The sequence below is a fragment of the Xenorhabdus griffiniae genome (genome assembly GCF_015163655.1).
GTDB classification, from domain to species: domain Bacteria; phylum Pseudomonadota; class Gammaproteobacteria; order Enterobacterales; family Enterobacteriaceae; genus Xenorhabdus; species Xenorhabdus griffiniae.
Map to the genome: position 1 here is coordinate 1 of NZ_JADEUF010000028.1, position 14012 is coordinate 14012.

The following is a 14012-nucleotide window of genomic DNA, read 5'->3' on the forward strand; positions in this document are numbered from 1 at the left end:
ATCTTGTTGTGACATAGCCTTTTGTTCCTTTATTTCTTTCAGTTTGGTCACTTAAAGTTATAAAGGACAGGCTATGTCATTTCAACTCACCTCGAAAGTCGAGCATCGCGTTGTATTAACTCTATTTAATTATATGAGTGGTTATAAATAGCGTTTCAAAATGATAGGGGTATTCCTTACGACGAGCGGGGTAAGGAATGCCAACATCTGATACTCTCAGTATTATGAAATACCTATTTATATACGCATTAAACTTCAAGTTGCAATTTACAACACTCTATGAAACGTGATTTCTCCCCCCGCTTTGTGGGGAGAAATTACACTCATCTTAAAGTTAGAAATTGGTGTAACCCCATTAATTTAATTACATTAGAAATTTTTTAATCCTAATTAATTTGTTAACAACAAAATAACCTCAGTTAATAAAATCTACCAACCTCACATTTTCAAAAAAAATCAGATAGATTAAACCTTACCCAAAATGTAAAAAATAAAATAAAAATCAATAAAATAAAAAAAGATATTGACTAATAAACCCTATTATTAGTGAAACAAATAATAATAATTATCATTTACATTATCATTTGAACGGTGTACGTTTTTCTCGCGCGATAGATCAGGCCGTTTTTAAGATTGGGTAACGAGGGATCCCCCACTCCAAACGAGGATAATGATGAAAAAGTTCAACGTATTAATCGCCGCTTTAGGCACATTGGGATTTATGGCACAGGCTCAGGCAGAAGTTGGTTTCGGGCAGAGTCAAATAAGCTCACCATCATATGTCAAGGTTGGTGAAACTCAAACAGGTTCAAATTCACACGGTGGTGCGAATGGCGCCCCAGGCATTGGAGTCAGTTCAATCGGTGGAGGAAAACTCATCGGTTTTTCTGGCTTAACTCGCATGGCACCAACGGACAGCAATGGTATTCATAATATCTCAAGAGCAGGTGCACCAGGCTCTCATGGCGGGATGGGGGTATTCCATTTTAGTAAGGTTGCTAATGCTGACGTTTATTTTGGTGAATGGTCTCAGACCGGTCAGGCTGGTGATAGTACCCATACGGTTTACTATGCAGGCAAGGATATCACTACCAATATTCCAACCGACGGTACAGCAACTTATACAGTGACAGGTATTAACCAGTACAGCGGTGACAATGCTCTGGCCGGTACATTTACCGCAGACTTCGGTGAGAAAACCCTGGTCGGTTCCATGGAAAATACCGCAATGACAATAGATATTAGTGCCAATATTGGCGCTGATGCCAAATTCAACGGTATAGCCATAACTGATGATTTGGTTGGCAGCACCAGTGGTCACTTCTTTGGCGATAACGCATCTAGTTTGGCAGGGTATGCGAAATTTGCTGATGATGACACCAAAGATACCGCCTTTGGTGGTTCTAAACAGTAGTCATTAATTTTTCAGAGAACAGTGCCATCCTGGGCTGTTCTCTGTTTTTTTATTCTTAATAACGTGAGCTTTGTGATCTGGTTTCCCGATGTCTGACAATAAAATTACGCCAATATTATCAACGGCACTGGTGGCGCTATGCCTATCCCTATCCGTTTATGCCGATGAAGATACCCCAAGAAAAATCTGGCAAGAAGCACAACATAATCAACAGGAAAATGAAACCAATCTGATTACGCCAGATCCTATTTTTGTTGAAAATAATGCTTCACTGATTGTCATTAACGGACAAACGTTTCAGGTCGAAAACAATATTAATGATATCGGCCAAGCACTATTCCTGGCTATTAACCATCAACAATGGTCAGATGTCAGACGTTTTCTCTCGGCTTATCAAAAATTGCCGGAACATGATGTAATGTTGGTCAATTTTGCTCAGGGCGGGCTGGCACGTCTTGAGGGCAATTTAGATCTCGCCGCTTATCATTATCAACAAGTTCTGAATCAACAGCCCGATTTTCCTCGTATCGAACTGGAATTAGCTCGCGTCTATTTTGAGGATCATAAAAATCGGGAAGCTGAGCAACTATTTACTGGATTGTATAAAGCACAAAAGTTACCAGAAGTCGTGCTGAAAAATATTAACAGCTATCGGGAAGCGATAGATCTGAGAAATAGTTGGCGCGGCTCTTTCTCGGCTGGTTACGCTTATAATGATAATGTAAATATGTCTCCTGATCAGGAAAATCCCCGTTACGATTTTGATCCCATAGAGCAAATACTCTATAAAAGGCAGATACCAAAGGCCATCAGAGCATGGGGTACGTCTTATGACGCAACATTAAGTCGGCGTTATCAACTTACAGGACATCACGGTATTTTTGGTCGTGGCCTGATTTATGGTGAAAACTATCGTAATTACCATGATGAAAACGAGAATACATTTCAACTGGTTAGTGGATACAGCTACAAAAGCAAAAGTCACGATTTCTCTTTTGGGCCTCTGTTTGAATATAAACAACGAGCAGGCGAACCCTATTACCGTGCGGTAGGTGCCAAAACAGAATGGCGATGGGCGTTCACACCCAAAACAGCCATGAATGTTGAACTTGAGCACAAACAGCTACATCATCAGCCAAGTTTTCGCAGGAAAGATGGCAGCTTTACCTCAGCCTACCTCACTCTATTCCATTCCATTAGCAAAGACGTTGTCCTGTTTGGCGGCGGCGATTGGGTTTATCGCGACAACGACCAGTATGCCGTGGATCGCTACCAGCAATGGGGAATTCGGACAGGGATTGCCGGACAAATCTATCCCGGAATCAATGGTTCTCTGTTTGCCACACTGAAAAAACGTCATTTTGGCGCTTACAACCCGATGTTGAATGCCACACGCCAAGATAATGAGCAGATTTACAGCGCCATCATAAAAGTACCCGCCGCTGAAATATGGGGCATGACACCTTCTTTCACTTTCCGCCATCGACGCAATCACAGCAATGTGGCTTGGATGTACAGCTATAACAAAAACGAAGTGCTAATCAGACTAGAAAAATATTTTTAATCAAATAGTTATTCTTTTCTTTTGTGTGATGATAATTGATAAATCGAGGCAAGAGACATCAATGACATACCGAATTAAAACACAGTTCACCCCCACCACAATTGCATTGTCACTGGCATTATCACTAATTGCCCCACCCCTATTTGCCGAATCTAAACCTACAGCCACAACCTCAAATAGTAAGACGGATCTAGGCAAGATTCGTGTCACGGATAACAGTGATAAAGATGAAGAGGGTTATAACGCAGTCTATGACAAAGATATCTCCAATATTTATATCGGCAAAGAGCAGATAGAGCGCTACAAGGGCGCTTCTCCCGCCGATTTAATTAAAGGTGCTGTCGGTGTATATAGCGGTGACGCCCGCAATAGTGGTGCCCTGGATGTCAATATCCGTGGTGTTCAGGGACAAGGGCGAATTCCCATCACCATCGATGGCACAGAACAGGCTATTACCGTCGGGCGAGGTTATAATGGAGCCAATAACCGTAACTACATCGATCCAAATTTAATCAGTAGCATTGAAATCGAAAAAGGCCCTTCACTGAACCGTAAAGTTAAAGGATCAATCGGTGGGGCAGTATCTATCAAGACCTTGACCATTGATGACGTGGTGCCAAAAGGGGAAACTTTCGGTATCAATACTAAGCTGGAAACCAGTAGTAACTCAGTGAGGGAGCGTACACCATCCCTACAATTGGGACAGGACTACCGCGATATTCCTAACTTTATCCAAAACAAGGTGGAAACCGATCCAGAGTTGCAAATTACACCTCATTCATCGAAAGACAATAAACTGTTTGGTTTCAAAGATAATGCCTTCCGCATCGCATTAGGAACACGGCAGGAATATTTTGACCTAATGCTGGCCTATGCATACCGTCGTCAGGGTAACTATTTTGCCGGCAAAGGGGGCGCCCATCGCTATGATGAACCCATTACGGAAAACGACAGGGAACTCATGAAGAATGTCCAGACAACACTGGACCCCTATCTGCCTTTTGCCGCTCGTATCTATCGTCCCGGTAATGAAGTTCCTAACACTTCCAGTGAAATGCGTTCTGTATTAATTAAAAATACTTGGCGTTTCACCGAAGATCAGGTTCTACAGTTGGGGATTCGTAATACCCATATGGAGTTTGGTGATATTATGCCTTCACGTCTGGGCTGGGTCATACCTGAAGAAAATAAAGTTCCTCAATGGCCATTAGCGAAAGTTCTCCAGAAAGCTGCCAACCTGACCTATAAATGGCAACCTGAGAATAACCCCTATGTCGACTTCGACATGAATTTATGGACAACTCGCACCACCAGCAATACCAACACCGCCGGAGGATATCCGCGTACTCCTGTTGACAGAGACTGGCGTTGGGAAGATGGTCTTGAGGGCAGAAACGCCAATATCGATGGCACATTGATCAATACTGCCATCACCCATTCTCAAAACAATCGTTGGGGTGTTGATCTTTCCAATAAATTTACCCTGCACCCGAGTTTAGAACTGACTTTAATGGGAAATTTCCAACGGGAACGCCTTGATTCCAATGATGATTATGATTCACCTAATCTATATTTTGACCAGTCACCGACACGGAAAGGACAACGTCAGGAAATCAATCTCGCCTTTAACTTTAACTGGCGACCTGCTTCATGGCTGGAACTGAATGCAGGAGCCAAGCGCGTTTCTTATTGGTCTCAAGATGATTTGCTTAATGAACGGCGTGCCGTAAAAGATAGCCGTTATCAGAAACAACCGGAAACCATTGGTCATGAAATGAGTTATTGGCGAACAATAACTGAAACTGAATCTAATATGATGAAAAAAAGAAAACAATTTATAAGATCAAACAACAGCTTGAAAATGAGCTCCGCAGAGAGGATTGAGTTTATGAATAAACTCCAAACTGAATACCCTGTGGTTGAGACAACTCGTATTGATTCACGTGATGGCCTAAAGCGTAATATGGTTAGAGAAAAATTCACTTGGAAGTACGATCCTAGCAATGGCAAGCTCAGTAAAAGCGGTAACCCCTATTTCAATGGCCAATTAGACATGAATGAAAAGGTTATTGACCCAATAAGCGGCAAAGAAGTCTATAAATATGAATACGGTGAGAGAGCTGACGCTACTGGCGTACAAGGCCCTGCTGTTGACGATCTCTGGGAAACTGCGCCAAAACGTAAGGATCACGCTTGGGCACCCACTTTCTCCGCAACGGCCTATGTTACAGATGATTTCCGTATCTACGCCCGTTATGCTGAAGCGGTAAGAATGCCCAGCATTTTTGAAGATACCGTCGGTTTTTCAGGCTCTCCAACCAACCAAATAGGCCATAAATTTAAGCCTGAGCGCGCCAAAACCGCGGAAGTTGGCTTAGTCTATGACTTTAGCCAATTAGTCGAAGCTGAACGCCATGCCGATATCAAACTCTCCTATTACAACACCCTCATTGAAAATGTGTTCGATCGGGACACTACCTATAAATTCTCCCAATTGGACAAACAAAAATTGGCTGGTTTGGAACTACAAGCACGCTATGACAACGGCAGTTTCTTTGCCGATATGGGGTTGGTCTATAACATGAAAAACAAGGTCTGTGACAATAACTCTGTCATGAGACTGGATTCCCAGAATCGTTATGGTATACCCGAATGTATTGATGGTGGTTTCCCTGGCGGTTATTTACGTACCTCTATTCAGCCTAAATACTCAGCTAACCTGAGCGTCGGCGGCCGCCTGTTTGATGAAAAACTGGAGCTAGGTAGCCGAATACTCTATCACAGTAAGGCAGAAAACAAGGATGAAAAATGGCTGATGAATGCCTTACCGGATATTTATAAAGGACAGTCTAATAACCCAATGCGCTGGAATCCGGTGTTTACGGTTGATGCCTATATCAACTATCAAATCACTCCTACTATATCCATAGAGTTAACTGGCACAAACCTAACTAACCGCTACTATCTCGATCCGCTGACACGTTCGATGATTCCAGCGCCGGGCAGAACTTTTAAACTCAGTTTGACCAGCCAATTTTAGGTGCTTGATAAGAGGATCGTATGACCAATACAGCCATATTAGACAATCCAGCCGCTTGTTTTCCATTGATGCCCAAAAGGGGAGTGCTGGTTGGTATCTTAATCGCCATTTTATTGCATACCAGTCTGATATGGCTGTTTAACCGACATACTTCATATGATGATGACGCGGCGCATCATATCAACAATAACGCTTCTACTATGGGGTTATCCATTACGATGGTTGCTGCCCCATCGTGGGAAAATAAGCCGGAGCCTGTTTCTCCTCCCTCCCCACTTTTGTCCGCACCGGAATCACCAACAAAACCAGACCTCGTACTGGATAAAGCCATTCACCCTGAAAATAAGATAGCCAGACCGCCGGCAGCCGATAAGCCTAAGAAACGCCAAAAGCAGCCGAAAGAAAAACCGCAAGAAGTGGCAGAAAAGAAAACCATCCAATCACCACAGGTAGAGAAAAACAATCAGACAGAGCAGGAAACGCACGGTAACGATCAGGCTAATTCAGAAGGCAGTATGAGCCGCGCAGCAACATCACAACCTTTGGTGGGGCAAGGAAATAGCGAAGTAGACAATTATTCGGCAAGACTGCGGCAAGAAATAGAACGCCATAAACGCTATCCTCGCAGAGCAAAGAGGATGAAACAACAAGGTATAGTCACAGTCAGCTTTACCCTGCTAGGTGACGGCACCTTGACTGCCGCCAAGGTCGTTAATTCCTCCGGCAATAGCACACTGGATAATGCCGCACTTGATGCGATCAATAGTGCCAATTCAGTTGGCCCTATACCAGCAGGTATAGAGCCTAATGTTATGCTGACACTTGATTTTACATTGAGGTAAGTCCCATCTCTCGCTCCCAATCGGGGCGAGGAATGATTGTCATTGGCTAATTAATGGTCTTACTGCAATCTTACTTCCCAATACAAAAACTGGAAAAAATCCGCCCAAGTAAATCATCGGAAGTAAATTCACCAGTGATTTCGCTTAATGCTTGCTGTGCCAAACGCAGTTCTTCTGCCAGCAGTTCCCCTGAACGAGCAAAGATAAGCTGTTGGTGGCCTTCCTGTAAATGTTCTGCTGCCGTGTTTAATGCCTGCAAATGACGACGACGGGCAAGGAAGCCGCCTTCTGTATTGCTGTTGAATCCCATGGCTTCTTTTAGGTGATCACGCAGAAAACCGATACCTTTCCCATCACGGGCAGAGAGACGAATTAATGTATAGCCACTGGTTTCTGCAACACCCGTTTCTTCCCCCGTCATATCTGTCTTATTACGGATAACAGTAACAGGTAGCGATTCTGGCAGCTTAGCCATAAATTCAGGCCAGATTTGTGCAGGCTCAACGGCATCCGTTGTCGTACTGTCTACCATAAACAGCACGCGATCCGCCTGCTCAATTTCCTGCCATGCCCGTTCTATACCAATACGCTCCACTTCATCACTGGCTTCGCGCAAGCCTGCCGTATCAATCACATGCAGTGGCATTCCATCAATATGGATATGTTCACGCAAAACATCGCGTGTTGTGCCCGCAATATCAGTCACAATCGCGGCTTCACGACCTGCCAGTGCATTAAGCAAACTGGACTTACCCGCATTCGGTCGCCCTGCAATGACAACTTTCATACCTTCGCGCAACAAGCTGCCTTGACGCGCCTGTGAACGAACGTGCTCCAGTTCTGCGATCACTTCATCCAACTTGGCTTCTATCTTGCCGTCGGAAAGGAAATCAATCTCTTCATCGGGAAAATCAATCGCGGCTTCAACATAGATCCGCAAGTTAGTCAGCGCTTCTACCATTTCATGGACTTGGTTGGAGAATGCACCTTGCAGGGAGTTCATCGCGGAACGTGCGGCTTGTTCAGAACTGGCGTCAATCAAATCCGCAATGGCTTCCGCCTGTGCCAGGTCAAGTTTATCATTGAGGAAAGCCCGTTCAGAGAATTCGCCAGGGTTGGCAATGCGTACACCGGAAATCGCCAGAATGCGCTTTAACAGCAAATCCAGAATAACCGGCCCACCGTGCCCTTGAAGCTCCAGAACATCTTCCCCCGTAAATGAGTTAGGGCCGGGAAAGTAAAGTGCAATACCTTGATCAAGCACAGAGCCATCCGCATCACGGAAAGGCAGATAATCGGCATAACGAGGTTTTGGGAGTTTACCCAATACCACCTCAGCAACTTTCGCAGCCTTAGGGCCAGAAATACGCAGAATGCCTACACCGCCTCGTCCCGGAGGAGTGGCCTGAGCGACTATTGTATCGGTGGTATTCATGAAATTCTCTCTTTTGACCTAGGTTCGTTATCTTTAAAAACTAAAATAATAAAGGCGGCCAATGACCGCCTTCCACTTATATTTTTAAAAACAGCTATTTTAAAAACAGCTACTTTTTCTCACGGGTATGCAAACCACGTTTTTCCAGGCTACGGAAAATAACTTGCTGCTGGATAATAGTAACCAGGTTACTGACGATGTAGTACAGCACCAGACCAGATGGGAACCACAGGAAGAAAACCGTGAACACAACAGGCATATAGGTCATGATCTTCTGCTGCATTGGATCAGTCACAGTAGTCGGTGACAGTTTCTGGATAACAAACATGGTCACACCCATCAGTAATGGCAGGATGTAGTAAGGATCTTGAGCAGACAAGTCGTTAATCCAACCAATGAATGGGGCATGGCGCAACTCAACAGAGCCCATCAACATGTAATACAATGCCAGGAAGATTGGCATCTGAATTACCAGAGGTAAACAGCCACCCAGTGGGTTCACTTTCTCTGTCTTATACAGTGCCATCATTTCCTGACTCATGCGCTGGCGATCATCACCAAAACGCTCACGCATTGCCGTGATTTTTGGCTGCAACAGACGCATTTTCGCCATTGAGGTATATTGCGCCTTGGTCAGCGGGTACATGATACCGCGCACGATAAAGGTAATCGCAATAATGGAGAAGCCCCAGTTACCGATGAACTCATGCAGGAATTTCAGCAATTTAAATAATGGCTGAGAAATAAACCACAACCAACCGTAATCCACGGTCAGATCCAGATGGGGTGCAACCGCTGCCATTTTGTCCTGAATTTCAGGGCCAACCCACAGGGTAGAAGAGATATTCTGTTGGCTGTTCGGCGCAATATTGATGTCTTCACCTTTGTACCCGATGATCGCCATTTTTTGGTTTTTCAGGTCTTTGGTATAGAAAGTACTGGTTTTGCTTTCTCCCGGAACCCACGCAGTGGCGAAATATTGCTGGAGCATTGCTACCCAGCCGCCTTTTGTGGTCACGGAAAGCGCTTTACTTTCAATATCATCAAATTTGTATTTTTCGTATTTTTCTTCATCAGAAGAGTAAGCAGCACCACGATATGTATGCAAAGCAAAGTTGCTACTGCCAGTATCGCGATGTTTTGGCAGCTCAACGCTCTGCTTCAACTGACCGAAAAAGGCCATCTGTAATGGTTTATCAGTGACGTTATTGATGTTGTAATCAACAGAAACTGCATAGTCGCCACGTCTTAAAACGAAGGTCTTGACATAAACAACACCGTCCGGCGCAGTATAAGTCATTGGGATACGCAATTCATTCTGACCATCAGCCAAAACAAAGCTATCCTGAGTGGCATGATAAAGTGGGCGTTCAGCTTGATTATCGGGACCATTGATACCCGTTAATCCACTTTGAGCCTGATAAGTAAATTCAGGGGTTGTTTCCAGCAATTTAAACGGAGTTTTGGAACCGAGAGTATCAGGATAGGCCAGCAGATCAGCCTCCTCGATATCACCGCCACGGGTATTAATGTGCAGTGAAAGCACATCCGTTTTCACGGTGATCAGTTTACCTTGCCCACTGCTTGCTTCGCTACTCAGCGTAGTATTTGCTTGCTGCGTGATCTGGGCCGTTGGTTGTGGGTTTTTATCATTTTCCCACGCCTGCCAGACCAAGAACGAAACAAACAGCAAAGCGATGAGAAGAAGATTGCGTTGCGAATCCATCGTTAATGTTCTCTGTTATCATCGTTTTTTTTAGGTGGGACAGGATCATCACCACCTTCGTGTAAAGGGTGGCATTTTAATACGCGTTTCACTGTTAACCAACTGCCTTTTATCATCCCAAACCTGCGCAATGCCTCTATGCCATAGTGGGAACAGGTAGGATTGAAACGACAACGAGGCCCCAGCAGTGGACTAATCACTAACTGATAACCCCTGATCAAAGCAATCAGGAGGCGCGAGCCAAGCGACAGTGACGACGCCATAATTTGCCCAAAGCTTCCGTTAGCTCACGGTTATCGAGCTCAGCGACCCCTTTCCTCACCAAAACCACAAAATCCATTGGAGGCAATTTATGCTGGTTTAAACGAAAACTTTCACGAGCCAGTCGCTTGATACGATTACGCTCATGGGCGCGTTTAACATTTTTTTTGGCGACGGTTAGACCGATGCGGGGATGCCCCAGCTCATTCAAGCGCCCAAGAATTGTTAACTCTGCGGAGCTTGCCCGTTGCGGCTGCTGGAAAACATAAGTGAAATGCTCGGGAGTTAACAAACGTAACTCCCTCGGAAAAGCGAGCTTAACCACTTGGTTGGTTAGCTTTATTACTTAGAAACAGTCAGACGAGCACGGCCTTTCGCACGACGGCGAGCCAGAACCTGACGACCATTTTTAGTGGCCATACGAGCGCGGAAGCCGTGAGAACGGTTACGCTTCAGTACGGATGGTTGAAAAGTGCGTTTCATAGCGATTTCTACCTAGCTTAAAATTTGTTACTGATTCAGCAAATGCGTTGGCGACCAGTGAGAATAAAGTAGACACCGATGCCTCAGTCGCAACATCAATATATAGAAAGAGGCAGGATTGTAATAAAATGTACTACCCCTAGTCAATCTAAGATGACGCGAGCCTGACTGCCTCCCTGTCAGATTTTTTTATTTCAATCAATCACAGATAAGTCAGACTTTTTGCTACCCGAAGTGCTAACCCCAAATCCTCACCAGACCTAACCGGAAAAAATCGTTGGCATAACACGCAGGGTGCAAGATTATACGGACTGTGTAATAAAGCGCAAGGATCATACACCTATCATTGCATTCTTAATGCGTGATCATAGCATTATCAACCTATTGAATTTCAAACAGCAGCTAAATGAAGTTTGCTATATGCCATGATTACACTACAGTATCTCTTACGGGCCTTTATATTCTGCAAGTGCCAAAGCGTGGTGATCTCCCTGTGGATAAAAAGCGTCAAAGCTGTGTAAAAGAATGAGGATTTGTGTCGTCTTTTGCGTTATGATCGTTGATCCCGATCCCTGTCTCTCTATATACAGATTATGTGGATCTTTGGGGAGCGATGATGTTAAAAATCGCCACAAGGTGCATGCTCTGTTCCTCGTCACATAAGAAACAGAGAGGAATAATGCCTTGTGCCCAATATAACGTGTCTTTTATTCCGGTTTCTTTTATTGGTCTTGTTTTAGGGGAGTTCGCCGTGTCACTTTCGCTTTGGCAGCAATGTCTTGCCCGATTGCAGGATGAGTTACCTGCCACAGAATTCAGTATGTGGATACGACCCCTTCAGGCAGAACTGAGTGATAACACTTTGGCTCTCTATGCCCCCAACCGTTTTGTGTTGGATTGGGTGAGAGAGAAATATATTAATAATATCAATTTGTTATTAAATGATTTCTGTGGTCCTGAAGTACCGTTACTGCGTTTTGAAGTAGGAAACAAACCTGTTTCACCAAACCAGTCTGCATCTCAGAAAATCATTGCCGATATGCCGGTGGCTGCTGCGCCGTCCAGTTCATCAGTACGCCCAAGCTGGGATAACGCAAAAGCTCAGCCAGAGTTATCTTATCGTTCCAATGTTAATCCCAAGCATACATTCGATAACTTTGTTGAAGGTAAATCCAACCAGCTCGCCAGAGCTGCTGCCAGACAAGTGGCTGATAATCCTGGTGGAGCATACAATCCTCTGTTTCTTTATGGCGGAACCGGACTGGGTAAAACCCACCTTTTGCACGCTGTCGGCAACAGCATTATGGCACGCAAAGCTAATGCAAAAGTGGTTTACATGCACTCTGAACGCTTCGTTCAGGATATGGTAAAAGCATTACAAAACAATGCTATAGAAGAATTCAAACGTTACTATCGCTCAGTTGATGCCCTGCTGATCGATGATATTCAGTTTTTTGCCAATAAAGAGCGATCCCAGGAAGAATTCTTTCACACGTTCAATGCTCTGTTAGAAGGTAATCAACAGATTATTCTGACATCAGATCGCTATCCGAAAGAGATAAATGGCGTCGAAGATCGGTTAAAATCCCGTTTTGGCTGGGGATTGACCGTTGCTATTGAACCACCGGAGCTGGAAACTCGCGTTGCCATTCTGATGAAGAAAGCCGATGAGAATCAAATCCAGTTGCCGGGAGAAGTGGCTTTCTTTATTGCTAAACGCCTGCGCTCTAACGTTCGTGAACTCGAAGGCGCTTTGAACAGAGTCATCGCCAATGCCAATTTTACCGGCCGTGCGATTACTATTGATTTTGTACGCGAAGCATTACGTGACTTATTGGCTCTACAGGAAAAGCTGGTAACCATCGATAATATTCAGAAAACGGTGGCTGAATATTACAAAATCAAGGTTGCAGATCTGCTTTCCAAGCGCCGTTCACGCTCCGTTGCCCGTCCGAGACAAATGGCAATGGCGCTGGCAAAAGAGCTGACCAATCACAGCTTGCCTGAAATCGGGGATGCCTTTGGTGGACGTGACCATACAACCGTACTTCATGCTTGTCGTAAAATCGAACAACTGCGTGAAGAGAGTCACGACATCAAAGAAGATTTTTCTAACTTAATCAGAACATTGTCTTCCTAGCGCTATGAAATTTATCATTGAACGTGAGCAATTATTAAAACCTTTGCAACAGGTTAGCAGCCCCTTGGGAGGCCGCCCTACCCTGCCTATTTTAGGCAACTTATTATTACAGGTAACAGAAGGTTCCCTGCTGCTGACGGGCACCGATTTAGAAATGGAAATGAAAGCTCGGGTTACACTTACCCAGCCACATGAACCCGGTGCAACAACTGTTCCTGCACGTAAATTTTTCGATATCTGGCGTGGGTTGCCTGACGGAGCAGAAATTAGCGTAGAACTGGATAGCGATCGCATTCTCGTCCGTTCGGGCCGCAGCCGTTTTTCACTCTCTACGCTACCCGCATCAGATTTTCCCAATCTTGATGACTGGCAGAGCGAAGTTGAATTTTCTCTGCCTCAGTCCACTCTGAAACGCCTGATCGAATCCACCCAATTTTCCATGGCGCATCAGGATGTTCGCTATTATTTGAATGGTATGTTGTTTGAAACTGAAGGCGAAGAATTGCGTACCATTTCCACAGACGGCCACCGTTTGGCTGTTTGTTCCATGAGCATCGGGCAAGATCTGCCGTCCCATTCCGTGATCGTACCTCGCAAGGGCGTCATTGAATTAATGCGTCTGCTGGATGGCGGTGACAATCCGCTGCAATTGCAGATTGGCAGCAATAACATTCGTGCTCATGTTGGTGATTTTATCTTCACATCGAAGTTAGTTGATGGCCGTTTTCCTGATTATCGTCGCGTGTTACCCAAAAATCCCGATAAAACATTAGAAGCCAATTGTGACATGCTTAAGCAAGCATTTTCACGGGCCGCAATTTTGTCCAATGAAAAATTCCGGGGCGTTCGCATCTACTTGAGCGAAAATCAACTTAGAATTACCGCCAATAACCCAGAGCAGGAAGAGGCAGAAGAGATTGTTGATGTCAGTTACCAGGGGGCTGAAATGGAAATTGGCTTCAATGTCAGCTACATATTGGATGTCCTCAACGCATTGAAATGCGAGCAAGTGAGCCTTCTGCTAACAGATGCCACATCCAGCGTAAAAATTGAGAATTCAGCGAGTCAGGCTGCGACTTATGTCGTGATGCCAATGCGCCTGTAACA

The 14012-nt window shown here is 44.7% G+C and carries 11 protein-coding genes; 6 read left to right on the plus strand and 5 right to left on the minus strand.

What is annotated here, in order from left to right:
* The first annotated feature begins 673 nt into the window (after window positions 1-673).
* From IQ211_RS06700 to IQ211_RS06715, 4 genes are all read left to right on the plus strand, one after another.
* Window positions 674-1414: a Slam-dependent surface lipoprotein gene (locus IQ211_RS06700; protein WP_189759006.1), complete on the plus strand. Its 741-nt coding sequence runs from the start codon at window positions 674-676 to the stop codon at window positions 1412-1414.
* 88 nt (window positions 1415-1502) lie between these two features.
* A complete protein-coding gene (locus IQ211_RS06705) occupies window positions 1503-2978 on the plus strand; it encodes a surface lipoprotein assembly modifier (RefSeq protein ID WP_189759005.1) in 1476 nt (491 codons plus the stop codon).
* A 61-nt stretch (window positions 2979-3039) separates the two neighbouring features.
* On the plus strand, window positions 3040-6018 hold the full coding sequence (locus tag IQ211_RS06710; RefSeq protein WP_189759004.1) for a TonB-dependent receptor domain-containing protein: 2979 nt from the start codon (window positions 3040-3042) through the stop codon (window positions 6016-6018).
* A 20-nt stretch (window positions 6019-6038) separates the two neighbouring features.
* Window positions 6039-6860 carry an energy transducer TonB gene (locus IQ211_RS06715; protein ID WP_189759003.1) on the plus strand — a complete coding sequence of 274 codons (822 nt, stop codon included), beginning with the start codon at window positions 6039-6041 and terminating at the stop codon, window positions 6858-6860.
* 70 nt (window positions 6861-6930) lie between these two features.
* Here the strand turns inward: IQ211_RS06715 and mnmE are convergent, their stop codons facing one another.
* The 5 genes from mnmE to rpmH form a co-directional block, all read right to left on the minus strand.
* Window positions 6931-8295: a tRNA uridine-5-carboxymethylaminomethyl(34) synthesis GTPase MnmE gene (mnmE, locus tag IQ211_RS06720; protein ID WP_189759002.1), complete on the minus strand. Its 1365-nt coding sequence runs from the start codon at window positions 8293-8295 to the stop codon at window positions 6931-6933.
* A gap of 109 nt (window positions 8296-8404) precedes the next feature.
* Entirely contained in the window at window positions 8405-10021 is a 1617-nt protein-coding gene (gene yidC, locus IQ211_RS06725) for a membrane protein insertase YidC (RefSeq protein ID WP_189759001.1), read from the minus strand.
* Window positions 10022-10023: 2 nt separating this feature from the next.
* A complete protein-coding gene (gene yidD, locus IQ211_RS06730; RefSeq protein WP_047771132.1) occupies window positions 10024-10284 on the minus strand; it encodes a membrane protein insertion efficiency factor YidD in 261 nt (86 codons plus the stop codon).
* Window positions 10248-10607 carry a ribonuclease P protein component gene (gene rnpA / locus IQ211_RS06735; RefSeq protein ID WP_189759000.1) on the minus strand — a complete coding sequence of 120 codons (360 nt, stop codon included), beginning with the start codon at window positions 10605-10607 and terminating at the stop codon, window positions 10248-10250. Before rnpA ends, yidD begins: the two co-directional genes overlap by 37 nt.
* A gap of 17 nt (window positions 10608-10624) precedes the next feature.
* Window positions 10625-10765, minus strand: a complete 141-nt coding sequence (gene rpmH / locus IQ211_RS06740) for a 50S ribosomal protein L34 (protein ID WP_000831330.1) — start codon at window positions 10763-10765, stop codon at window positions 10625-10627.
* A gap of 751 nt (window positions 10766-11516) precedes the next feature.
* On the opposite strand from rpmH, the gene dnaA reads away from it, so the two are divergent.
* Window positions 11517-12905: a chromosomal replication initiator protein DnaA gene (gene dnaA / locus IQ211_RS06745; RefSeq protein ID WP_189758999.1), complete on the plus strand. Its 1389-nt coding sequence runs from the start codon at window positions 11517-11519 to the stop codon at window positions 12903-12905.
* 4 nt (window positions 12906-12909) lie between these two features.
* Window positions 12910-14010, plus strand: a complete 1101-nt coding sequence (dnaN, locus tag IQ211_RS06750; protein WP_189758998.1) for a DNA polymerase III subunit beta — start codon at window positions 12910-12912, stop codon at window positions 14008-14010.
* The last annotated feature ends 2 nt before the right edge of the window (window positions 14011-14012 follow it).

Coding starts and splice junctions, on each gene's coding strand:
- IQ211_RS06700 (WP_189759006.1), top strand. CDS start 674: ATGAAAAAGTTCAACGTATTAATCGCCGCTTTAGGCACATTGGGATTT.
- IQ211_RS06705 (WP_189759005.1), top strand. CDS start 1,503: ATGTCTGACAATAAAATTACGCCAATATTATCAACGGCACTGGTGGCG.
- IQ211_RS06710 (WP_189759004.1), top strand. CDS start 3,040: ATGACATACCGAATTAAAACACAGTTCACCCCCACCACAATTGCATTG.
- IQ211_RS06715 (WP_189759003.1), top strand. CDS start 6,039: ATGACCAATACAGCCATATTAGACAATCCAGCCGCTTGTTTTCCATTG.
- mnmE (WP_189759002.1), bottom strand. CDS start 8,295: ATGAATACCACCGATACAATAGTCGCTCAGGCCACTCCTCCGGGACGA.
- yidC (WP_189759001.1), bottom strand. CDS start 10,021: ATGGATTCGCAACGCAATCTTCTTCTCATCGCTTTGCTGTTTGTTTCG.
- yidD (WP_047771132.1), bottom strand. CDS start 10,284: ATGGCGTCGTCACTGTCGCTTGGCTCGCGCCTCCTGATTGCTTTGATC.
- rpmH (WP_000831330.1), bottom strand. CDS start 10,765: ATGAAACGCACTTTTCAACCATCCGTACTGAAGCGTAACCGTTCTCAC.
- dnaN (WP_189758998.1), top strand. CDS start 12,910: ATGAAATTTATCATTGAACGTGAGCAATTATTAAAACCTTTGCAACAG.